A 22,850-nucleotide genomic window follows, 5' to 3' on the forward strand; every position below is an offset into this window, starting at 1 on the left:
CCGGCAAGTATCGCCGTCAAGCCTGCAAATCCCGCTGCACCCGCCAGGCCAGCGGCAAGGTCAGCAGCAGCAAGGCGGCCAGCGCCAGCAGCGCCGCCGGCACGCTGGTGGCGTCGCCTAGCGCGCCGAACAGCACTGGCGACAAGGCGCCGCCGCCAATACTGCCTGTATAGAACAGCGCAAACGCCTGTTCGCGCCTGCCGGGCGCGGCCAGTTCGGGCACCATGCCATACAGCACCGACGAAGTGCCATTGAGCGCCAGGCCCAGCAAGGGCAGCATGGCCATGATGGCGCCCAAGGGCAGCCACAGCGCCAGCACGATCAATAGCGCCGTCATCGATTCGGTCAGCCACACGGTTTTCATCATGCCGATGCGCGCGCCCAGATAGCCGCACAGCAGCTTGCCGAAGGCGCCGCCGACGAACAGCAGCGACAGCGCCAGGCCGATGCCCGCCGTGCCGGCGCCCTTGCTTTTCAACAGGAATGGCAAAAAGGTAAGAAAGCCCATGCGCACGGCGCTGTCCAGCGTGCCGGTGGCCAGCAACGCATGAAAGCCGCCGCGCGCCTCCTTGCCGGCGATTGGTTTGCGCACGGCGCCCTGGCTGGCCGACACCTCGCCAGGCTTGGGCAGCAGCCGCCACAGCAAGGCAGCGGCGGCCAGGCCCAGCAGCCCCAGCAGCCCGACGCTGGCCTGCCAGCTGCATACCAATAACAGCAAGCCCACCAGCGCGGGGATCAACGTCTTGCCGATATCGCCGGCAAAATTGTAGTGTGACAGCGCCTCTTTCACACCGCCACCGGCTTCGTGCGTATCGGTCACGATGGACGAGGCCAGCGGATGCTGGACGCTGGCGCCCAGGCCGCCGAGCACCAGCGCGAGCAGCAATACCGCCAGGCCACCGGCCTGCCCCGCGAGCAAGTAGGCCACGCCCGCCAGCGCCGTGCCGGCCACCAGCAGGCGTTCGCGGCCCCAGCGTCTGGCCAGGCGGCTGGCCAGCAACTGGAAACCGGCCATGGTGCCCGAATACGATGCGCGCAACAGTCCCACCATGGCATAGCTGATGGCAAACTGGCTCTGCCAGATCGGCAGCAGGACATAGATTACGTCCGTCATGCCGTCGTGCACGGCATGCGCGCCGCAGGCGGCGAACAGGGACCGGCGGCGCATGGATTTTTCGGCGCCGGAGACAGGTGGAAACGTAGGCAGTGGAGCAAGCGCGGCGGGCGTATCGGTCATGGCCAGGCAGGAAGAAAAGCAGTGACTTGCCAGTCTACACCCTGCCCGGCGATGACGCCACGATGGGCGATTATTTTGCCATGGCGTCCTTCTTCATGTCGTCCTTTTTCATCTCGTCCTTTTTCATTTCATCTTTTTTCATTTCATCTTTTTTCATCATGCCGTCCTTGGCCATGTGATCCTTCTTCATGTGCTTCTTGCCCATAGGCTTGTCCATGCCGTCCTTGTGCATGGCGTCGGCCGAGGCGTCTTTTGCCATCGGATCTTTCTTCATGGCGTCCTGGGCCAAGGCGGCGCCCGACATGAAGATGGCGGTGGCGATAATGGCGGTGATGGTGGTTTTCATGATAGTCCTTGTCTGGAGATTGGATGGGCGGATGCCCGGTTTTACTACGGTACTGCTGAAAATCTGTCAGGAACCGCCAAACCAGTTGTAACCCTGGTCTTCCCAATACCCTCCCGGATAGGTATTGGTGACGAAAATGGCCTGTACATGCTTGGGATTTTTGTAGCCCAGCTTGGTCGGCATGCGCAGCTTCATGGGATAGCCATACTCGGGCGGCAGGGGCTGGCCATCCCAGCTCAGCGCCATGATGGTTTGCGGATGGCGGGCCGTCGCCATATCGATGCTGGTAAAGTAATCGTCGGCGCACTTGAAACCGATATATTTCGCCGTCTTGTCGGCGCCGACCAGGTCGAGGAAATGGGCGAACGGCACGCCGCCCCATTTGCCGATGGCGCTCCAGCCTTCCACGCAGATATGGCGCGTAACCTGCGTCTGCTGCGGCAAGGCGCGCAGTTGCGGCAGGCTCCACGGCTTTTTGTCCGCCACCAGGCCGCTCAATTCCAGGCGCCATGCGTCGCCGTCGACCTGTTCCACTTCGTCCAGACCGTAATAGGCATTGAATGGAAACGGCCGTGTGATCATGGAATCGGGATAGGTCGGCGCCAGCCTGGACGGGTCGAACAGCCAGCCCTGCGCCCTGTCATTGAAGCGCGACACCACCGCCAGGGCCGCTTCCACGCTGGCTTGGTCGCCGATATTGCAGCCCGTTAGCAGGGACAAGCCGCCCAGGCTCAGGCTGCGCTGCAGGAACTGCCGCCGCGACGGCTGGGCAACCTGGCGCAGGGCGTCGGCCAGCATGGCCTGGCCCTGATGGTGCACGATAATGTTTTTTTTCATGATATGTTCCTTTAGCGGCCGCGCAGCATGGCCAGCAAGGTGCGCGGCACCAGCGCCACCATCACCAGATGCACCACCACAAAGCCCACCAGCGCCGCCATGGCGAAAAAATGCACGCGCCGCGCGCTCTCGTAGCCGCCCAGCAGTTCGCGCAGCAGGGGGAGCTGCACCGATTTCCAGAGCACCAGGCCCGACAGCACCAGCGCGATGCAATCGAGCATGACGAACAGGTAGGCGGCGCGCTGCACCATGTTGTAATGGCGAGGATCGGCATGGGCCAGCTTGCCCCGCAGCGCGGCGGCCAGGTCCCGCAGCAGCTCCCTTGGCGACAAGGGAAAGAACTGGCGACGCAACCGGCCGCTGACGATATTGATGAGCAGATACAGCGCACCATTGGCCACCAGCAGCCACATGGCGGCGAAATGCCATTGAAGGGCGCCACCGAGCCAGCCACCCAGGGTCACCGCGCGCGGCAATTCAAACGGCAAGAACGGCGCCGCGTTATAAATGCGCCAGCCGCTGGTGGCCAGCAGCACCACGGCCACCGCGTTGAGCCAGTGCGTCAGGCGCAGCCAGACGGGATGAATCACGCCCCCGGATGCGACATGGGAGGCGATCACAGCGTCCCCCGCGCGCACGGCGCCATGCCGACGGCTTGCAGGATGGCGCTGCCTTCGGCTTGCTGGACAAAGGCGACCGCCTGCAGCCGGTCCTGGTGCCAGCCAGGTGGCAGGCTCACTTCGCGGCGCAGGCTGGCGCGGCCCTGGGCCAGCGGCACCGGCCCCAGCCACAGCCGCACGGCTGCGTCATGGCGCAGGGTGGCGCCGCGGTTTTCGCCGCGCAGCACCTGCGAGACGATGCCGCTTTCGCTGACGGCCAGGTACAGCTTGCCGCCCGTACGGCCATCGACGGCGGCCGCATGCGCTTCGAGCAGCAGCTTGCCGTCCTGAGCCGGCATGGCCGACAGGCGCAGATTGACGGCTGCCGGTGTCGCATTGATGCGGGCAATTGCCGCAGGCAACTGCGCATCCCAGCCGCGCACCTCCTTGCCGCCGACAAAAAACTGCGGCGTGTACGCCACGTGGCGCGGCTGGTCGCGCAGCAGTTCGGCCTGGCGCGCGTCGAACGGCGGCTGCGCCAGCGGATCGGCCCAGCCAATCTGGTCCCAGTACGTGACGTGCAGCGCCAGCGGCACCACCAGGCTGGCAGCGCCCGCTTCCTTGCGCAAGGCGTTCAGGCGCTGGTCGGCGGGCGGGCAGCTGGAGCAGCCTTCGCTGCTGTACAGCTCCACCAGTGCCGCCGTCCGGGCGCCGCTGCTCACTTCGCAGCGCGCACCGGCTGCAGCCTGCGCCCAGGACGGCGCCGCCATGGACGACAGGAGGACGGGGATGAATGTTGCTGCCAGGCGGTACTTGATATTCATGATGAGTAACCGTTATAGTAGAAAAGGAAGCGTGCTTACCCGTCAATTCGCCATGGCAGCTCGATTGGTTACAGGCCCCATCGATTATTTTTAAAAATATTTTTCACTGCCTGTCACCAAAGGCCTTCATGCAACGAATACCTGTCAGTGAACAACTGCATGGCACCGAGCTGCGCCTGCATGGCCTGATGCTGCGCGGGCTCGATGGCGATGCGCAGGCGTATCGCAGCTTTCTGCAGGCAACCAGCAACCATTTGCGCGCCTTTTTGCGCCGGCGCTTGCAGCGTTGGCCCGATGAGGTGGAAGACCTGGTGCAGGAATGTTTGCTGGCCATCCACAACCAGCGGCTGACCTACGATACGGGCGTGCCGCTGACGTCGTGGATCCATGCGATCGCCCGCTACAAGCTGATCGACTGGCTGCGCCGGCATGCGCGGCGCGATGCGCTGCACACGCCGTATGATGAGGACGACGATGCACAGGCGCTGTTTTCCAGCGCCGATGCCGACGCGATGGAGGCCAGCCGCGACCTGGCCAAATTGCTGGCCACCTTGCCGGCGCAGCAGCGCGACGCCATCGTGCATACCAAGCTCGACGGCTGGTCGGTGCGCGATACGGCCAGCGCCATGCGGATATCGGAAGCGAGCGTCAAGGTAGCCGTGCACCGTGGCCTGAAGGCGCTGGCAGCCAATTTGAGAACGGATACGAGATGAAAACCGATGACTTGATCGCCATGCTGGCCAGCGGACCCGACGTGGCCGCCGCAGCGCCGCCGGGCGCGCGCTGGCGTACTGCCGCCACCCTGGGCGCGGGCCTTTTGGCCAGCGTGGCCCTGATGGCGACCCTGCTCGGGGTGCGGCCCAACCTGGCGCAACTGGCGTTGCAAGCGGATTTCTTGATCAAGGTGGCGTTTGTCGCCGGCGTCTGCCTGGCGGCCTGGCATGCCAGCCGCCGCCTGGGACTGCCTGGTGCCAATACCGGTACCCTGCTTGCCTGGCTGGCCGTGCCCCTGCTGCTGATGTGGCTCCTGGGCGCCATCACCGTCGCCACGGCGGCGCCGGAACAACGCGCCGAACTGTTCTGGGGCACCACCTGGCGCAGCTGCCCTTTGCTGATCGCCCTGCTGTCGCTGCCGATGCTGCCCGCCGTGCTGCGCGCCATGCGCCAGCTGGCGCCCACGCGGCTGCGCCTGGCGGGCGCGGCCGCCGGCTTTGCCGCCGGTGGCACGGCCGCCCTCGTCTATTGCCTGCATTGCCCGGAAATGGCCGCCAGCTTTATCGGCTTCTGGTATGTGCTGGGCATGCTGGTGCCGGCCGTCATCGGCGCCCTGCTGGGACCAAAAGTGCTGGCCTGGTAAGCACGGCCAAACAGGCTGACGTTCGGCGACCGGCGCTGGAACAAGCGCACCGCGCCATGCTGAACTAAGCGCCAGCACTGACACGATCATGCAATTTAAAGCCACCAACCACCCTGGCTAAATCGTCAGCTTGTTCTTGCAAGGATAGCGCAGCGGCAGTCGCCTGTTCAACCAATGCCGCGTTTTGCTGAGTAGTCTGGTCCATTATTGCGATGGCTCTGCCAATTTCGCCTATACCCGCACTTTGCTCCTGGCTCGATGCACTGATTTGGCCGACAATATCGGCCACGCGACGCGCGCTGGAGACGACCTCCGCCATTGTGCCACCTGCTTTTTTAACTAATTGGCTACCGGCATCTACCGCGCTGACCGAAGTATTAATGAGCACCTTGATTTCCCTGGCAGCGGTAGCACTACGCTGAGCCAAACTGCGCACCTCGGCAGCAACCACGGCAAATCCGCGCCCCTGCTCCCCGGCTCGGGCAGCTTCGACAGCCGCGTTGAGCGCGAGAATATTGGTCTGGAACGCAATCCCGTCAATTACGCTGATGATCTCCACGATCTCACGGGCCGATGCATTGATGGCACCCATGGTATCGACCACCTCTGCAACGATGGTGCCACCCTGAGCCGCAATGTCAGACGCGCAAACTGCCAGCTGGTTGGCCTGGCGGGCATTGTCAGCATTGTGTTTAACGGTGGAGGTCAATTGCTCCATTGCCGATGCAGTTTCCTCCAATGATCCAGCCTGCTGTTCAGTACGTCCAGAGCATAGGTTTATACACAAATCACCCCGCTTCGTCGCGTAGCGCTTTGATGGTGAGTGCAGCCACGCGCACATCCTGAATGCCCTGCCAGATTGTCTTGACGCCCGGATCGCCGTCGCCTTTTCGTCCAAGGAAACCGCCGACGCGCGCGATCAAGCGCACCACATCGTTAAGTGTCGGAGGCTGATCCGGCCGTCGCTCCTTCGTGAGCAGGTAAGCGCCACGGATTTCATCCGGGTCGAAGAACAGGCTGGCGTCGAGATCCGGGCAGATGCGCCCGATGCGCATCAGATAGGAGACGCGCCACGCCACGACCATGAACAGCGCCAGCGCGCGTTCCAGATTGTCGATGTGGGAGAGCTGCATCGCCTCAACCTTGCAGGCGTTCTTCAACACATGGAAGAACATCTCAATTTCCCAACGCGCGCGGTACCAGTCGATCAACTCGATTACCGCATCAACGGTGGTGGCGGTTCGATTGGTGAGCAAGCGCCATTCGATCGGCTCGATGCCGGCGGGCGCATCTATCTCGCGCGCGATCACGCATGTCGCCGTGATCTTGACGCCACGCCGCGCCGGCAGTTCCACGCGCCTGGTCCAGAGTTGCTGGCGTACCTTGCGGCCCTTCTGTTTGCCGCGTGCGCCGATGACGAAGCTGATTTCTCCCACCGGCGCGCCATCGAGCGTGTGCGCCCACAATTTCTCGCCGTCGGGCAGCGCCCGGTCAGTCTTCGCGCGCACCAGCCAGTCGGCCGGCGTGCCGCAGTCCTGGGCGTAGGTCATCAGCTCGATCATATCGGCCTCGCGGTCGGCCACGTACACCAGTCGCGTCGCCGGCATCTCGGCGGCCATCTCGGCGATCCGCCCGTAGCCTTCGATCCAGCGGCCACTTTCCTTGATGCCCGGTCGAACGCCATTGCCATCGATCTTTTCGCGCGCCCACATCCAGGCATCAATCACCCCCAGCGGCAACCGTTCCGGTGTGACGGCATACGTCGGATGGACATACATGCCGCGCTGGACTTCATAGCTGAGCGGACCGAGACCTTCGATCTGCTGCCCGTTAAAATTGAGTTCGGTCGTATCCTGCAAGCACAGGATGACGGGATGTTCGCCCATGCGCTGCTGCGTCTTGGCCCAGTGCGGCACCATGATGTCACGCCATTCGACGGCGTCGTTCTCGAGAAATCGGTATGTGGCGATCGTCTCGGCCCAGCCGTTGCACGACTTGGAAATGCTGGACGACGGCTTGTCGGCAAACCGCGCCACGATCTTCCTGGCGCGACTGTCGAGGCGAGCGTCCCCAAGGTCTATGTCAGCAAATTCCACGGCAGTCCAGTGCGTCGATTCAGTCATTTTTCGCGAGCCAAAAGACGAGAGTAAACCTGAAAAATCAATAGTTTACAACTGCTCCCGCAAGTGCTTGAATGTAAACGGATTTTTCCGCCCGGCTGTTGTCGATCAAGCAAGCTTGGCGGGCTGGCGCGGAGATGTGTATAAACTTATGCGTCCAGAGAGGTCCGAATTGCCACTGGCGATCTCGCCAGAGGACGTTTTGACGGAGTCGCTGGCATCACGTATCTGCCGCACAGTGTTCGCTATTTTCTCGATAAACCTATTGAATGAACTGGCGATATGGGCGAGCTCATCGTTACCGTGGGCGTCGACACGACGGGTCAAATCTCCCTCGCCGGTGGCAATATTCTCCAACGCATCGCGTATTGTCCCAAGCCGTTTGAGTAAACTACTAATGGTGAAGGTTAATAGAAGCGCGGCAATAATAATTGCCGCGATAGTTGCAATGGTCGACGTAGCCAGCAGTGCGCGAATAGAATGTGTCGCCTCATCATAGTTCAGGGCGACGGCCAGTGACCAGTCCGTACCCTCAATTGGATTTACATACAATAAGTGTCGTACGCTATTAATTTCGATTTCGCCCCCCTGTCCCGATGAAGCGAGAGTGTCGACTGTCAGAGCCGAATCAATTGCCGAGATCGGTTTTAGGGTCAGATCCTTATTTGGGTGCGTGATGATAATGCCACTCTTATTGACAAGGAATGCGAAACTATTGGGAGTCGGCTTGATTCCGGCGACATTGCGCACCACGCTGGCGACATCAACATCTGATCCGAGCACAGCCTGGAGCTCACCCCTCTCACCTATCAGAGGTTCCGCAAACGTAAGCACCAGTTTGCCCGTAGTGCTGGCAACATAAGGTGCTGTCAAAACAGGTTTGCCAGCCGCAACTGCTTGCTTGTACCATGGACGAGAAGTGGCATCATAATTTGCGGGCGTGGCACGTGGTGTCAAAATATGTTTATCGGGATAGCCAATGTAGGCGTTCTCAAATTCACCGGCTTCCTTGGCCTCAATAACAGCAGATAGCGGATCCGATTGTTTGAATGCCTGTTTCATCGCCCCGGTGATGGCACGCTTGCTGCGTACCCACTCGGAAATGTTATTAGCGTGGGCGGCTGTCAGTTGGCGCATCTGGATACGTAGAGCGTCAAGTGTGCTCCCTCTGACACTGATGATAGTTGCGGCGCTTAATGCGATCATGGAAATTACCACAATCAACGCACAGATGACGATGAGCTTGGTGCGTAATGAGGACAGCATCTTATATCTCCCTATGAGCGGAATACCTGAACAGGCTGGGTGCGTGCAGGCCAGGACCGATGATGGCCTTGCAGTGGACCATCGTCGTCTCGACAAGTGAGCGCTGGCCGTAGCCGGTTTCCTCTTGCCAGCCGATCCGTCTCCGCGCCGCCATCACGGCAAGGTGCTGGTCCTGCGGAGACGGAAGACGGTCGGCGGTGGCGCACCATCATGGGCGCCATCGGCCGTGACGCTGCCATGACCATCCCGGTGTCGGCGTCCACCACCAGATGCAATTTTCTCCAGGTACGCCGGGCTTTCATGACATGTTTTTATTGCAACTATTTACCTGATTGCTCTGGCATCCATGCACCGACGGCTTTTTGATATCTCCGTCAGAATTTGTAGCGCATGCCGACGACGACACCGGTCTGGTTGGTTCCCGGGGTAACCGTGCCATAACCATTCACGCCAAGTGCGGAGCCGTTTTTGTTCCTGGCAAAAGCCGCCGTTGCATACAGGTCGACGCGCTTTGACAAGAAATAGTCTGCCCACAACACAGCCATCAAAGGATCGGCGCCGCTGGCATGCACATCCTGGTGGTAGGCCGCTACCGTCAGCACGAGCGCTTGGCTGGCGGTGTATTGGGCGCCAGCCCAGGCAAGGCCCGCAGAGCCGGCTTGGGACGCGTTTGCGGCGAGGATCGGATTGACTGGCAGGAACTGGCTGGAGGCGCGCAGGTAGCGATATCCGGCAAATCCTTTGAATGGGCCGGCGACATACGACACGGCGGCAGTCGATCGCCTTTCGGTGGCCATATCGGTCGCCACGGTGTTACTGTTGCGCTGTTCGTATGAGACGCTCAAGCCGAGCGGCCCGGCGGCATAGGTCAGTGCGCCGCTGTAAAAGCGCCCGCTGGGCGATGCCCCCGGGATTTCGTTTCCATAGCCTGTGTCGTAGCGCGTGCTGTACATGGCTTGTACGGTGAATGCCTGGAACCGGCCGGCGTATTTGACCGAATTGTCGATTCTGTTTGCAGTGGCAGTGTCGAAGCTCAAGATCGAATAGCGTGAATTGGTTGCCATTGGATCGAAAAGGACCGCCTGTTCGTAGAGCAGCGACATCTGCCGTCCGAGCGTCAACTGCTGTCCGCTGGCGTTGAACCCGACCAGCGCCTGACGTCCGAACAGGCGAGTGGTGGTGGCAGGACTGCTCCCGAGGCCGCGTGTCGACTGGGCGCTGGTTCCATCGTCGAGGTTAAAGCCGCTCTCCAGAACAAACAAAGTTCTCAGACCTTCGCCGATGCTCTCCTCGCCCTTCACCCCCCACCGCGAACCGGAGCTGTTTCCCGAAACCACACTGGTCTGGGTTCCGCCAGCGCTCGTTTTGTCGAGGTGTTCGATACCGATGTCCGCGATACCGTACAAGGTGACGTTGCCCTGCGCCCGCGCGCCATGTGCCGCCACCGAGAGCGTGGCGCAGACCAGGATGGCCAGGCTTGCGCGCACGTCGCTTCTCGTTAATTTGATGTATTTCAAAATTATCTCCTTGTTATTTTTTTCGGCACCTGGCATGCCGGCCCGATAGGCATCGCACCTGACGCGTGCCAGCTCTTTTTGCTTGGCGAAAGCGGGTTCCTGGAGGCCCGTTGAATGGCGGCTCTCCTGTCAGTTCCGCTGATTCGAACGGGCCGTTTCGTGTGTGGGGGGTGCCAGGCCTTGCAGCTGCCCGTGGCCTGGCGCCTGTCAGCTTCCCGCGGCGAGTTCTGCGGTGATCCGCAGGAACTGGTCGATGTCGGCTACCGAGTGGCAGTGCAGGGGCGAGATCCGGATGGCGCCCTCGATACCGAATGATGCGAGCATTCTTTGGGAGTACAGACTGCTCTGGACGCGTTCATAGACGATGATGCCGCGCTTTTCGTACTCCCGCACCGCCTCGGCCGGCGTGTAGCGAGCGAGCGAGATCGCGACAATGAGGTCGCGCGTGGCCAGATCGGGGTGATCGAGATGCACGGTCACGCCGTCGATGACGCGCAGGCCCGGCACATCCTCGCTGCCATCGAGAAGCCGCCCCAGGAGCGCGCGTTCATGCAGCTCGATCCGGCGCATGCCCTCGACGAAGCAGTCCCGGCGTACGCTACTGTCGGCAAACTGCCGTCCCAGCCAGCAGACATAGTCAACAATTGCCGTCACGACGGCGAACTGCGCCGGCGCCGGACTGCCGAGGGTCCAGACAGCCTCCCCCTTTGCGGCCAGTTTGTGATGGGGCAGGCGCGCCATACGGTCGGACAGCCACGTCATGCCTGAACCGCGGCAGCCGAAGAACTTGTACGGTGCGATGTTCATGGCGTCGACCGGGGTCTTTTCGACGTCGATGATGCCGTGCGGCGCATGCTGCACGGCATCGACAACAATGTACAGGTCCGGCTTTATTTCCCTTGCGCGCCGTACGATCTGCTCAATGTCCAACTTCGCCCCCGAGATGTTCGAGGCATAGATCACGCTGAGAAGACAGGTCTGGTCGTCCACCAGAGCGACGATGGCGTCGACGTCGATCCCGCCCGTTGCCGCGTTGCTTGGCGCTACACGCAATTGCTTTCCGGCGCGGGCCGCATAGTACGACGCGGCATCGAACGCTGAAGGGTGTTCGAGCACCGTGGTCACGATGTTGCCACCCTCGACGTTTTCGGCAATCGCCCTGATCACATCGAACATCGCGCCTGAGGCGGTCAGCGAGGCGAACACCGCACCGCTGCGGGCGTTGAAGATCAGCCGCACATCGTCAGCGCCTTCGGCCTCGATGTCTTGCAGATGGCGCGCAACGTTGTGCACACGCTCGCTGCAGTCGGGTATCGCGTCGACCATCGCCAACCGTTCGACGGCCGACTTGAGCCTGAACGAGCCGCCAGCGTTGTCCATGAAAACGCGGTGCTTGCCGGTATAGTCCTGGTCGACGAAGTAAAAGCGTTGTTTGATTTCCCGTTGTAATTGTTCCGGGAACAGGGTAGTGGTCTTGTCCATAAAATTCGTCCGCATGTTGGGTTATTCAAAAAAAGTGGGGCATGGCCAGCGCCCCGGTTATTTGGCGTCCAGTGAAACAAGGTAGTCACGCGCTTTTTCAGCGTCGTACACGCCCTCCCACTTTGCTATGACCAGTGGCGCCAGCGCGTTACCGATCACGTTCAACGTGGTACGTCCCATATCGAGCAGCCTGTCTATGCCGGCAATGAACGCCAGTCCCTCGATCGGCAGCCCGGCGCTGGCGAGCGTGGCCAGCAGGATGACGAACATGAAGCCAGGTACGCCTGCGGCGCCCTTCGAGGTAACGACCATGGTCAGCGTCAGCGAGATTTGTTCCGCCCACCCGAGCTCGATCCCATAGAGCTGTGCAACGAACAGCGTACCGATGCCCAGATAAATGGAGGCGCCGTCGAGATTGAACGAGTAGCCGGTCGGCACGACGAACGTCGTGATGGCCTTGGGCGCGCCGAAACGCTCCATCTTCGTCATCAACTGGGGCAGGACCGTCGCCGAACTGCAGGTCGTAAAAGCGATGATCAGCTCGTCCTTGATGACCTTTAACAGCGCGAAAAAATTAATCCCGCAAAGTTTCGCAGTGGAGCCGAGCACCACGATCGCGAAGATGAAGATGGCCAGATAGGTGGTGCCGATCAGTTTCAGCAGTGGCAGCAGAGAGGCGAAGCCGAAATTGGCGACTGTTACGGCGATCAGGGCGGCGACACCGATCGGCGCGTATCGCATGACCATGTTCGTAACCCGAAACATGGCATCGGAAATACCCTTGAGCGTATTGAGTACGGGGAGCCTCAGTTCTTCCGGCGCCCCTTGCAGGCCCAAACCGAACAGCACGGAAAAGAAAATGATGGGAAGCAGGTCTCCACGTGCCATCGACGCGATGACGTTTTCCGGAATAATGCCCATGAGCATCGCCATCAGTCCATGGTGCGCGCCGGCCTGCTCGGCGCCGTGCCGGAACTTCGAGATGTCGGCGTGCCCCAATTGCGACATGTCCGTGCCCACGCCCGGTTGCAGCAAGTTGCCGATCACCAGTCCCAGGACGATCGCAATGGTCGTGATGATCTCGAAATATACCAGCGTTTTGACACCTATCCGGCCCAGGGCCTTGGCGTCGCCAACGCCGGCGATCCCCACCACCATGCTGGTGAATACGACAGGAACGACGATCATCTTGATGAGGCGGATAAAGATGTCGCCGGCCGGCTGCAGGTAATCGGTGACGATGCCAGTGCGCAAGGCCGGATAATAATTGAGCATGGCGCCGATGGCGACACCGATCACCAGACCGATGGCGATCTGGAAGGCGAGTCCGACCTTCGGCTTTTGCATGCCGGGCCGGGGTAACGTGGAAGCGTTTGCTAACGTCATGGGATTGTCTCCAAAGTTCCGCTTTCAGTGATTCAGCGGCTATTGATTTAAGTGTTGTTCTATCGCAGTTCGCTACATGCCTGGGCAATGCATACACGCCCCCGCGACTATGTCGCGTTACGACCTCCCCTATGGGAGGCTTGTCATCTCCAAAAGTGATTGTTGTATTGCGAATGAGATACGATAGAACGTGCGATAGTTGCGCACAAGCGATTTATTGTTATCTGATAACATCACTTATTTTCATGTGAGGCGTAATGATCACGTTCAAGCAAGTCGAGGCCTTGTGCTCGATTGTGGAGCTCGGGTCCTTTGAGGCCGCGGCGCACAAGCTCAATACCACCCAGTCAGCGATTTCGAAGCGCATCAAGGAGCTGGAAAGTACATTCAACCTGGAGGTTTTCGACCGCCATCGCCGCAGTGCCCGGTTGACGGAGAAGGGCGAGGAGCTCTACCTTTACGCGAAGGAACTTCTCGACAAGCGCGACCAGATCGTCGAGCGCGTGAGCGCGAAGGAGGTGCTGGTGCGCCGCCTGCGTCTGGGCGTCACCGAACTGACCGCATTGACATGGCTTCCGCAGCTCATCGGCGCGATCAAGCGGGAATATCCCAGGGTCATCGTCGATGCAGAGGTCGAACTTAGCGCGACGCTGCGCGACAGACTCGCCGAGGGCAGCATCGATTTGATCATCGCCCCTACCACGGCAGCGACCAGCGAGGCGCATGTGTCGACCCGCCTGGCGTCGGTCGATAACGTGTGGATGTGCGCGCCGGAACTGCTACCGGAAAACAGGCAAATTCCGCTCGCCGATATCGCACAGTTTACGCTGCTGACGCAGGGGCGGGCGTCTGGAACCGGCCTGATCTACAGCCGATTCTTGCAGGAACACGGCGTGCACATTCAGCGGGCCCCGACCAGCAACAACCTGTTGGCGCAAATTGGCCTGACGGTATCCGGACTGGGCGTCAGTTACCTGCCGCAGGCGTGCCTTGGCCACCTGGTCACGGATGGGCTGCTCGGCATTATCGAGACGGTGCCGCCCCTTCCTCCCGTCGAATACAGCGCGCTGTACCGATCGGGCCACACTTATTCGCTGACGAAAGAGGTCGCCAGGCTTGCCGTCCAGTGCTGCGATTTCGGGACCCTGCTTTTGCAGCCACGCAGATCCAGACCCACCAGGTAGCCGGCGATATGGCGCGTTGCAGCCGACGCGGCAAACGCGGCGCTTGGGAACAAGATCGGCAGCGCCGGCCACCGGCAGGCCAGCGTGAGAATCCACGCAGTGGGCCGGGCTTGGGCTACAATACGAACAATTCTCAATCGCATCAAAGCCCGGCCCAGCGCTCGTGGCTTGCCCAGGAAGCCCCATGGTCCACCCCGAACTGGAACTACATCTGCAAATCGAAGTGCTTTACAGCAATCATCACGGCTGGCTGCAGGGCTGGCTGCGCGGCAAGCTGGGTAGCGCCTTTGATGCGGCCGACCTGGCGCACGACACTTATTTGCGCATCCTGGCGCGGGGCCGCGCGCCCCGGCCCGAGCAATCGCGCCAGCATCTGGCGCAGATCGCCAATGGGCTGATGATCGACCTGTTCCGCCGCCGCCATATCGAAGCGGCCTATATGGAGGCGTTGGCGCACCTGCCGCCGGCCGCCGCCCCAAACCCGGAGCTGCGCGCGCTGATTATCGAAGCCTTGACGCAAATCGACGCCATCCTCGCCAGCCTGCCGGCCAGGGTGCGCGAGGCTTTTCTGCTGTGCAAGGTCGAAGGACTCGACTACCGCGAAATCGCCCAACGCCTGGATGTCTCCGTGTCGTCGGTGGAAAAATACATGGTGCGCGCCCTGCTGGCCTGCGCCGCGCAGGGGGCATGAGCGCCACGCCGATCGCGCCCGCCACGCTGCGGCGCGCCGCCGAATGGATGGCGCGCTTGTGGTCCGGCGATGCCAGCGAAGCCGACACCGCCGCCTGCGCCGCCTGGCGCGCCGCCCACCCCGAACACGAACGGGCCTGGGCCAGGCTGCAGCGCTTCGAGCAGCGGTTCGACACCATTCCGCGCGAGGTGGCGCGCGGCGCGCTGTCCGGTGCACCACGCGACCGGGACCGGGGCCGGGACCGGAACCAGGACCAGGACCGCCGGCGCGTGCTGCAAGTGCTGGGGATTGTCGCCAGCGGCGGCGGCGCGGCCTTGCTGGCGCACGAAACGGGCTTCTGGCAGCGGACAACGGCTGACTACAGCACGGCCGTCGGCGAAACGCGCGCCATCGTGCTGGCCGACGGCAGCCGGGTCGTGCTCGATACGGCCAGCGCCATCGATGTGCTCCATGGCGCCAGCGAACGGCGCATCGTGCTGCGCGCCGGCGCCATTCTGGTCGAGAGCGCGCCCGACAAGGCCGCCAGCCACCGCCCGCTGCTGGTGCAAACCGCGCAAGGCACGGCCACCGCGCTGGGCACGCGTTTTATGGTGCGCTCGTTTGAAAACGTCAGCGAGGTGGCCGTGTTCGAAGGCATGGTCGAACTGCGCCCGCTGCATGAAGCGGCAGCCGCCGTGCGCCTGCCGGCAGGAATGCGCGGCAGTTATTCGCGCCACGCCGCGCAGGCGAACGACAAGGCCGACGACAGCGCTGCAGCCTGGACCCAGGGCAGCCTGGTGGCCGAACGCATGCGCCTGGCCGACCTCCTGGGCGAACTGGCGCGCTACCGCCACGGCGTGCTGCGCTGCGACGAGCGCGTCGCCGGCCTGCGCGTGACGGGCGTGTACTCGCTGCGCGATATCGACCGCTCGCTGGCCAACCTGGCCCTGAGCCTGCCGGTGGAGCTGGCGTACCGCACCCGTTTCTGGGTCACGGTGCGCCCGCGCCGGGTTGCTTCCACGCTTTGATGGTTCATTTCCTGAAAAAAAATCCGAAATAAAATTGAAAATCGTTGAGGGTTTTCTGTTCTCGTTCGGAAATACAAGGAACAACACCAATCAACCGACCAAGGATGTCCACCATGACCCACCGCCTGCAATCGCCTGCCCCCTTCATGCGTCCCACCACCCTCGCCCTTGCCCTCCACGCCATGTTCCTCACCGGCGCGCTGGGCTTCGCCGCCACGCATGCGCAGGCACAAACGGTCGCCGACACCGAAGGCAAGCGCCAGTACGCGATCGCCGCCGGCCCGCTGGAACGGGCGCTGACCAGTTTTGCCAGCGCCGCCGGCGTGGAATTGTCGGCCGACGCGCAGCTATTGCAAGGCAAGCGCAGCGCCGGCCTGGCTGGCAGCTACACGGTGCGCCAGGGTTTTGACGCGCTGCTGCGCGGCCATGGCCTGCGCCTGGTGGCCGGCGCCAATGGCGCCTACGCGCTGCAAGCGCAAGCCCCGTCTGACTCTTCAACCCAGGCCGCAGCGCCGGCGGAGGCCATCGGCGCCACCCTGCCGGCCATTACCGTCACCGGCACTGCCGAACGCGAAACGGCCACCGGCCCGGTGCGCGGCTATGTGGCGCGCAGAAGCGGCTCGGCCACCAAGACCGATACCGCCCTGAATGAAAACCCGCAATCGGTGTCGGTCGTCACGGCCGACGAAATCAGCGACCGCAACGCCGAGTCGCTCGACGAAACGCTGCGCTACACGGCCGGCGTCACGCCCAACCAGCGCCCGCTGGGCAGCGACGACTCCTCGCTCTTGCGCGGCTTTACCATCGAGACGGCCGGCCTCCTGCAGGACGGCTTGCGCAATTCGGGCCGCACCTTTGGCGCCTCGATCGAGCCGTATGGCCTGGAACGGCTGGAAGTGCTGCGCGGCCCCGCCTCGGTGCTGTACGGCCAGATACCGCCGGGCGGCGTCGTCAACGCCGTCAGCAAGCGCCCCAGCCTCGATGCGGTGCGCGAAGTGGGCCTGGAGTACGGCAGCTACCAGCGCCGCCAGCTGAAAGCCGACATGGGCGGCGCGCTTGATGAGCAAGGCGCGTGGACCTATCGCCTGGTGATGCTGGGCCGCGAAGCGGGCACGCGCCTGGACCACGACCGCGACAACCGCCTGTATTTTGCGCCGTCGCTGCGCTGGCAGATCGGTGCCGGTACCCGTTTGACCCTGCTGGCGCGCCATGAGCGCGACAACCAGCAGTATGCGTTCCCCAACCAGCTATCGGCACCCGGCCCGCGCGGCCAGGTCGACCCCAGGGTCAATCTGATGGGCTATGACAACCGCTTCAAGCGCAGCAACACCATGACCGGCTATGAGTTCGAGCACCAGTTCAGCGATACCTGGTCGCTGCGCCAGAATCTGCGCTACACGCGCCTGAACAACGAGCGCACCGACGTCTTTCCGCTGGGCCTGAATGCCGATGCCACGGTCAATCGCTACTTCCGCCCCGTCGATACGGAGTCGAACAGCCTGTTTGCCGACACCCAGCTGCAGGCGCGCTTTGCCACCGGCGCGCTGTCGCACCTGGTCCTGCTGGGCGCGGACTATGCGAATATCCGCAACCGCGACGACTATATCTACAAGGTCGGCTTTATCACGCCGCTCGACCTGTACCACCCGGTGTACGCACCGCAGCAAAAACAGCCCGGCTCCAACCCGACGCAGGCGCGCGCGCCATCGCGCCAGCTGGGACTGTACGCCCAGGACCAGCTGAAATGGGAGCGCTGGGTGGTTACGGCCGGCCTGCGCCACGACAGGGCGGCGCAGTCGCAAACCACCACAAGTGTGCTCACCGGCGCCGTGCGGCCCGATTACGACCAGTCGCCATCGGCCACCACCGGCCGCCTCGGCGCCGTTTATCTGTTCGACAATGGCTGGGCGCCGTATGTCAGCTACGCCACCTCGTTTTCGCCGGAACTGGGCACGGCCGTCGGCGGCGGCGCCCTGAAACCGTCGCGCGGCAAGCAGTTTGAAGCGGGCGTGCGCTATGAGCCGGTGGGCCAGCGCGCCAGCTACACGGCCGCCATCTTCGACCTGGTGCGCGACAACGTCTCGACCGCCGCCGCCGGTAATCCTGGCTTGCTGGTCCAGACGGGCAAGGTCGAGGCGCGCGGCCTGGAGCTGGAAGCGCGCACCGAGTTCGCCAGCCGCTTGAGCCTGGTTGCGCAATACACCTACCTGGCCACCGACATCAGGCAAAGCAACAATGGCGACCAGGGCCTGCAGCAGCAAGGCGCGCCGCGCCACAGCGCCTCGGCCTGGGCAAGGCAGTCGTTCACGGTGGCCGACACCCTGCCCGCCTACGCGGCGCTGGGCATGCGCTTTATCGGCGCCATGCGCTCGAACTCCGATGGCGACAGCCTCAATCTGCGCAACGGCGGCATGACGCAGTGGGATGCGGCATTGGGCATCACGCGCGGCGCGTGGAGCATCACGGCCAACGTCAACAACCTGCTCAACAAGCAGACCCTGTTCGACTGCGGCTACCTGCCCGGCCTGTGCTACCGCAGCGCCGAACGCACGGCCAATATCAGCGCCATGTACAAGTTCTGATGCGCGTGGCGTTACGCCCGGCGCTGGCGGCCATGCACCGCTACGCCGGCCTGCTGCTGGCCGGTTTCCTGCTCGTTATCGGGCTGACGGGCAGCGTGCTGGCCTGGACCGACGAACTGGAAGGCGCGTTGATGCCGGCCGTGTTCCGCGTCACGCCGCCCACGCCAAGCGCCATGCCGTTCGAGCCGCTGCTGCTGCGCGAACGCATCGCGGCGCGGTTTCCACAGGCGCAGGTGGTGTACGCGCCGCTGTCGGCGGCGCCTGGCCGCAGCATGGTGTTCTATCTGCGCGCGGCAGGCGAGGCGCCGCTGGCGCATGACGAAGTGTTTGTCGATCCGTACAGCGGTGCGGTGCTGGGCCAGCGCAAATGGGGCGAGATCGGCCAGGGACTGATCAACCTGCTGCCCTTTGTCGAACGGCTGCACTATGCGCTGGCGCTGGGCGACACAGGCCTGCTGGTGTTCGGCCTGGTCGCCATGATCTGGACCGTGGACTGTTTTATCGGCGCCGCCCTGACCTTCCCGGCGCACGTCAAAAAACGCACGCCGGGCGGCAAGCCATGGCTGGCGCGCTGGCGCCCGTCCTGGCTGCTGCGCCGCCATGGCGGCAGCTACAAGCTGGTGTTCGACCTGCACCGTGCCGGCGGCCTGTGGCTATGGGCCATGCTGCTGGTGTTTGCCTGGAGCGGCGTCGCCTTCAATCTGTACGGCGCCTATGCGGCCGTGATGAACCCGTTTTTTGCGCACCAGCCGGCCGAGGAAATCGTCGGCCGCCACCGGGCCGCACCCGGACCGCACCTGACCTGGCAGGCAGCGCGCAGCCAGGGCCGCAGTTTGATGAACGCACTGGCGCACCAGCAAAGCTTCACGATTGTCGAAGAAAACGCGCTGGCCTGGGAACCTGGCCTGGGCGTGTACAGCTACAAGGTGCGCAGCAGCCGCGACGTGCGCGAGCACAAGGGCTTGACCACGGTCTTTTTTGACGCCGCCAGCGGCAAGCTGCTGGCCAGCTGGCTGCCGACGGGCGCGGCCAGCGGCGACACCATCCGCAGCTGGATCAGCGCGCTGCATATGGCGTCGATGTGGGGCTGGCCGTTCAAGCTGTTCATCTGCGCCATGGGGCTGGCGGTGGCGATCCTCGGCATCACGGGCGTGCTGGTGTGGCGGCGCAAGCGGCAGGGCCAGGCGCGCAGGAAATCAGCCGGTTCGTGATCACGCCTTGGCTGGCCGCATCCGAGCCTGCAAGCTGTCCCCGGTTTGCTTTTTCTCAAATGCATGTTGTCGCCAGTTTTTATGATGTCAGGACGGGCTTGCGAATTTGTCCCATGCAATGGACGCGACAACTTGCTTGCTGAATTCAAAAACTGTGCTTTTCTGAGCAGTACCTCCTTTTCGAGGAATCACCGTGGACCAGACCGACAGCGGGGCCAGGCCGGCCAGGCGCATGATCCCCGCCAAGCGCGATGCGCTGCCGTATATCCTGCTGTCCATCTGGCTGGCCGGCATGCTGGCCGTGCTCGGCGGCGCCCTGTTTCCACCGTATTACCATGCCGTGCCGGCCCTGCTGTGGAGCCTGGGCTTTTGCGTCAGCGGCATGCTGCTCGGTTTCCTGTTCGGCATCCCGCGCAGCCTGCCATCGGGCACCGTCAATATGCCGCCAGCCGAGGAACGCAGCAATGGCAAGCGGCGCAGCGGCGATGAACCGGGCGCCATGGAAACGGCGGCCGGCGCCAGCAATACCATGTTTCTCGGCACTCCCTCGCCGATGGAAATCAATTCCAACCTGGTGGAAGTGTCGGACTGGCTGACCAAGATCATCGTCGGCGTCGGCCTGATCGAACTGAAAAGCCTGCCCGCCACGGCGCAGGGCGTGGCGGCCTATATCGCGCCCAGCCTGGCCATCGAAACGGACACGGCCAGGGCGGTGGTCGGTGGCGTGATGCTGTTCTTTTCCGTGCATGGCTTTTTGATCGGCTACCTGCTCACGCGCATTTACCTGTCCATCATGCTCAAGCGGGCAGACAGCCTGGTCAAGAATGAGTCGGTGCGGCTGGAAAGCGGCAAGGAAATCGAAGTGACGGAACTGAGCCGCCTGCAGCAAAAGTCGCTGGAAGACCTGCAGGAAGCCGTCACCCGGCTGCTGCTGGCGCGCACCGCCGGCGATGGCGAGCCGGCCGTGGCGTCACTGGCGGGCTTGCCGACGGCGCAAAAGCCGTCCGTGCGCGTGCTGTGGCTGGACGACCATCCGCGCAACAACACCTTGTTGGTGGAGCAGCTGGCGCGCGAAAACATCAAAGTCGACCTGGCGCAATCGCTGGCGCAAGCCTTGAGCCTGCTGCAAAAGAACCAGTACGCCCTATTGATCACCGACATGGCGCGCCTGGAAGGCGGCCAGCGCGTCAAGGACGCCGGCGTGCGCACGGTACGCGATGTGCGGCAGGCCATGCCGGAACTGCCCATCCTCGTCTATTGCAACAAAGATACAATGGCCAGCTACGGCAAGCAAGCCGAAGCGGCTGGCGCGCGCTTTGTCACCACCTCGGGCACCAGCTTGCTGGCGGCCGTGAACAAGCTGATCCATACAGCTTGAGGCATTGCCGGCCGCCCCGCTCAGGCATCGAGCACGGCCGCGTCCCATGCATGCACCGTCTGCCGCTGCTCGCCCAGGCCGGCGATCGACAGCGCCATGGTGTCGCCCGCACGCAAAAATTGCGGCGTGGGTTTGAGGCCCATGCCCACGCCCGGCGGCGTGCCGGTGGAGATGATGTCGCCCGGTTCCAGGGTCATGAAACGGCTGACATAGCTGATCAGCTCGGCAACCGTGAAAATCATGGTGGCCGTCGAGCCGTTCTGCACGCGCCGGCCGTTCACTTCCAGGCTCAGTGCCAGTTGCTGCGGGTCGCCCACTTCGTCGGGCGTCACCAGCCACGGGCCAACCGGGCCGAAAGTGTCGCAACCCTTGCCCTTGTCCCAGGTGCCGCCCCGCTCCAGCTGGTATTCGCGCTCGGACACGTCGTTGACGACGCAATAGCCGGCCACGTGTTCCAGCGCCTGCGCCACCTCGACATAGCGGGCGCGCGTGCCGATCACCACGCCCAGCTCGACTTCCCAATCGGTCTTGACGGAGTCGCGCGGCATCACGACCGGGTCGTTCGGGCCCTGGATGGCCGAGACGGCCTTGGCAAACAAAATAGGTTCGGCCGGTATCGGCATGCCGGCCTCGGCCGCGTGATCGGCGTAGTTCAGGCCGATGCAGATAAACTTGCCGCAACCGACCCAGGGCGTGCCGATGCGCGCGCCGGCGGCGATCACGGGCAAGGTCGACAGGTCCAGTGCGCGCAGCCTGGCCAGGCCCGCCGGCGCCAGCACGCTGGCGTCGATGTCGTTGACGATGCCGGCCAGCGAACGGATCTGGCCGTCGGCGTCGAGGATGGCGGCCTGTTCCTGGCCCTTGCTGCCGGTACGCAGTAATTTCATCGGTGATTTCCTTGTTGGTGAGGGTTGAAGTCAGTAGGTTCAAGCACGTGCACCCGCTGCTCTGGCAGGCCCGGCACTTCGCAGCGCAGGGCCCATAGCGAGCCGGCCAGGCGTTCGCCCGCTTGCCGCCCGGCGCCAGCCGAGGTCACGAACAGCGTGCGCAGGTCGTGGCCGCCAAAGGTGGCGGTGGTGATATTGGTGACGGGCATCTCGACCACGCGGTCGATGCGCCCGTCCGGGGCGATGCGGACGATGCATTTGCCGAAAAAACGGCAGTTCCACAGATAGCCCTCGGCATCGATGACGGAGCCATCGGGCAGGCCACGCTCCCAGCCGCCGAAAAACGGCCGTCGATTGCTTAGCGGCATGTTGCCATCGTCAAAGTCAAACGCCCAGATCATGTTGTCGAGCGTGTCGGCCGTATAAAAGGTGGCCCCTGCCGGGCTCCAGCAGATGGTATTGGCGATGCCGATGCCGTCGAGGTGCACGCTGGCCGCGCCATCGGGGCGGATACGGAACAGCTTGCCGTCGCGCCCGCCCGCTTCGCCCGGCTCGCCGTCCGCAGCCACATTGTTGCGCATCGAGCCGATCCAGAAGTTGCCGTGCGCATCGGCGCGGCCGTCGTTCAGGCGCACGGCCGGAAAACCGTCAAGCACGAAACCATGATCGCGCCGCACGTCGCCCTTGGGCCACCACCAGATCAGGCGCGAGGCCAGCGCCACCAGCCAGCGGCCCGGCTGCGAGGTCAATGACAGCGCCACCACCGGTTCATCGAACAGCCAGGTAATGGTGCTGGCCGTGCTTTCGTCGTGGCGGTGGATCAGGAAACGGTTGATGTCGGTCCAGTACAGCGCCTGTTCCTGCGCGCACCAGACGGCGCCTTCGCCGACGGCGTCGCCGGTGGCGGCCATGCAGCGTGGCTGGTAAAGTTCCATGGCC

Annotated in this window: 20 protein-coding genes and 1 pseudogene; 8 read left to right on the forward strand and 13 right to left on the reverse strand. The window is 63.1% G+C overall.

Annotated features, from left to right (window positions below; translation table 11 throughout):
- Positions 1 to 16: 16 nt before the first annotated feature.
- From CD932_RS17405 to CD932_RS17425, 5 genes are all read right to left on the reverse strand, one after another.
- The gene (locus CD932_RS17405) at positions 17 to 1,168 is read right to left on the reverse strand and encodes an MFS transporter (protein WP_254926647.1); all 1,152 of its coding nucleotides are present in this window, start codon (positions 1,166 to 1,168) and stop codon (positions 17 to 19) included.
- Positions 1,169 to 1,307: 139 nt separating this feature from the next.
- The gene (locus tag CD932_RS17410) at positions 1,308 to 1,583 is read right to left on the reverse strand and encodes a pentapeptide MXKDX repeat protein (RefSeq protein WP_094444047.1); all 276 of its coding nucleotides are present in this window, start codon (positions 1,581 to 1,583) and stop codon (positions 1,308 to 1,310) included.
- Positions 1,584 to 1,649: 66 nt separating this feature from the next.
- A complete protein-coding gene (locus CD932_RS17415; RefSeq protein WP_094444048.1) occupies positions 1,650 to 2,420 on the reverse strand; it encodes a molybdopterin-dependent oxidoreductase in 771 nt (256 codons plus the stop codon).
- An 11-nt stretch (positions 2,421 to 2,431) separates the two neighbouring features.
- Positions 2,432 to 3,040 carry a cytochrome b/b6 domain-containing protein gene (locus CD932_RS17420; protein ID WP_254926648.1) on the reverse strand — a complete coding sequence of 203 codons (609 nt, stop codon included), beginning with the start codon at positions 3,038 to 3,040 and terminating at the stop codon, positions 2,432 to 2,434.
- A complete protein-coding gene (locus tag CD932_RS17425) occupies positions 3,037 to 3,843 on the reverse strand; it encodes a DUF1223 domain-containing protein (protein WP_094444049.1) in 807 nt (268 codons plus the stop codon). The genes CD932_RS17420 and CD932_RS17425 overlap by 4 nt, the downstream gene beginning before the upstream one ends.
- A 128-nt stretch (positions 3,844 to 3,971) precedes the next feature.
- On the opposite strand from CD932_RS17425, the gene CD932_RS17430 reads away from it, so the two are divergent.
- Together CD932_RS17430 and CD932_RS17435 are read left to right on the forward strand one after the other, a co-directional pair.
- Complete coding sequence (locus CD932_RS17430) at positions 3,972 to 4,556, forward strand: sigma-70 family RNA polymerase sigma factor (protein WP_094444050.1); 585 nt, start codon at positions 3,972 to 3,974, stop codon at positions 4,554 to 4,556.
- A complete protein-coding gene (locus CD932_RS17435) occupies positions 4,553 to 5,200 on the forward strand; it encodes an NrsF family protein (RefSeq protein ID WP_094444051.1) in 648 nt (215 codons plus the stop codon). Before CD932_RS17430 ends, CD932_RS17435 begins: the two co-directional genes overlap by 4 nt.
- Before the next feature lie 64 nt (positions 5,201 to 5,264).
- Here the strand turns inward: CD932_RS17435 and CD932_RS17440 are convergent.
- From CD932_RS17440 to CD932_RS17465, 6 genes and pseudogenes are all read right to left on the reverse strand, one after another.
- A pseudogene (locus tag CD932_RS17440) lies at positions 5,265 to 5,963 on the reverse strand (methyl-accepting chemotaxis protein); the annotation flags it as partial.
- A gap of 25 nt (positions 5,964 to 5,988) precedes the next feature.
- Positions 5,989 to 7,323, reverse strand: coding sequence for an IS4 family transposase (locus tag CD932_RS17445; RefSeq protein WP_094444053.1), 1,335 nt, complete (start codon positions 7,321 to 7,323; stop codon positions 5,989 to 5,991).
- Between the two features lie 105 nt (positions 7,324 to 7,428).
- A complete protein-coding gene (locus CD932_RS17450) occupies positions 7,429 to 8,586 on the reverse strand; it encodes a methyl-accepting chemotaxis protein (protein ID WP_094444054.1) in 1,158 nt (385 codons plus the stop codon).
- 374 nt (positions 8,587 to 8,960) lie between these two features.
- The gene (locus CD932_RS17455) at positions 8,961 to 10,103 is read right to left on the reverse strand and encodes a porin (RefSeq protein ID WP_254926649.1); all 1,143 of its coding nucleotides are present in this window, start codon (positions 10,101 to 10,103) and stop codon (positions 8,961 to 8,963) included.
- 207 nt (positions 10,104 to 10,310) lie between these two features.
- Positions 10,311 to 11,585 carry an aminotransferase class V-fold PLP-dependent enzyme gene (locus CD932_RS17460; RefSeq protein ID WP_094444056.1) on the reverse strand — a complete coding sequence of 425 codons (1,275 nt, stop codon included), beginning with the start codon at positions 11,583 to 11,585 and terminating at the stop codon, positions 10,311 to 10,313.
- A 57-nt stretch (positions 11,586 to 11,642) separates the two neighbouring features.
- Positions 11,643 to 12,971, reverse strand: coding sequence for a cation:dicarboxylate symporter family transporter (locus CD932_RS17465; protein WP_254926650.1), 1,329 nt, complete (start codon positions 12,969 to 12,971; stop codon positions 11,643 to 11,645).
- A 257-nt stretch (positions 12,972 to 13,228) separates the two neighbouring features.
- Between CD932_RS17465 and CD932_RS17470 the strand changes: the two genes are divergently transcribed.
- From CD932_RS17470 to CD932_RS17495, 6 genes are all read left to right on the forward strand, one after another.
- Entirely contained in the window at positions 13,229 to 14,155 is a 927-nt protein-coding gene (locus tag CD932_RS17470) for a LysR family transcriptional regulator (RefSeq protein ID WP_094444058.1), read from the forward strand.
- A gap of 184 nt (positions 14,156 to 14,339) precedes the next feature.
- A complete protein-coding gene (locus CD932_RS17475) occupies positions 14,340 to 14,846 on the forward strand; it encodes a sigma-70 family RNA polymerase sigma factor (RefSeq protein WP_094444059.1) in 507 nt (168 codons plus the stop codon).
- On the forward strand, positions 14,843 to 15,853 hold the full coding sequence (locus tag CD932_RS17480; protein ID WP_254926651.1) for a FecR domain-containing protein: 1,011 nt from the start codon (positions 14,843 to 14,845) through the stop codon (positions 15,851 to 15,853). The genes CD932_RS17475 and CD932_RS17480 overlap by 4 nt, the downstream gene beginning before the upstream one ends.
- 113 nt (positions 15,854 to 15,966) lie before the next feature.
- On the forward strand, positions 15,967 to 18,435 hold the full coding sequence (locus CD932_RS17485; RefSeq protein WP_176461025.1) for a TonB-dependent siderophore receptor: 2,469 nt from the start codon (positions 15,967 to 15,969) through the stop codon (positions 18,433 to 18,435).
- Positions 18,435 to 19,646, forward strand: a complete 1,212-nt coding sequence (locus CD932_RS17490; protein ID WP_217907307.1) for a PepSY domain-containing protein — start codon at positions 18,435 to 18,437, stop codon at positions 19,644 to 19,646. The genes CD932_RS17485 and CD932_RS17490 overlap by 1 nt, the downstream gene beginning before the upstream one ends.
- Before the next feature lie 193 nt (positions 19,647 to 19,839).
- Positions 19,840 to 21,024, forward strand: coding sequence for a response regulator (locus tag CD932_RS17495; protein WP_094444061.1), 1,185 nt, complete (start codon positions 19,840 to 19,842; stop codon positions 21,022 to 21,024).
- Between the two features lie 20 nt (positions 21,025 to 21,044).
- Here CD932_RS17495 and CD932_RS17500 read toward each other — a convergent pair whose 3' ends face one another.
- Both CD932_RS17500 and CD932_RS17505 read right to left on the reverse strand, forming a co-directional pair.
- Positions 21,045 to 21,911, reverse strand: a complete 867-nt coding sequence (locus CD932_RS17500; RefSeq protein WP_094444062.1) for a fumarylacetoacetate hydrolase family protein — start codon at positions 21,909 to 21,911, stop codon at positions 21,045 to 21,047.
- Entirely contained in the window at positions 21,908 to 22,846 is a 939-nt protein-coding gene (locus CD932_RS17505; protein WP_094444063.1) for an SMP-30/gluconolactonase/LRE family protein, read from the reverse strand. The genes CD932_RS17500 and CD932_RS17505 overlap by 4 nt, the downstream gene beginning before the upstream one ends.
- Positions 22,847 to 22,850 lie beyond the last annotated feature (4 nt).

The sequence above is a fragment of the Janthinobacterium sp. PC23-8 genome (assembly GCF_002250505.1).
In the GTDB taxonomy this organism is placed as follows: domain Bacteria; phylum Pseudomonadota; class Gammaproteobacteria; order Burkholderiales; family Burkholderiaceae_D; genus Janthinobacterium.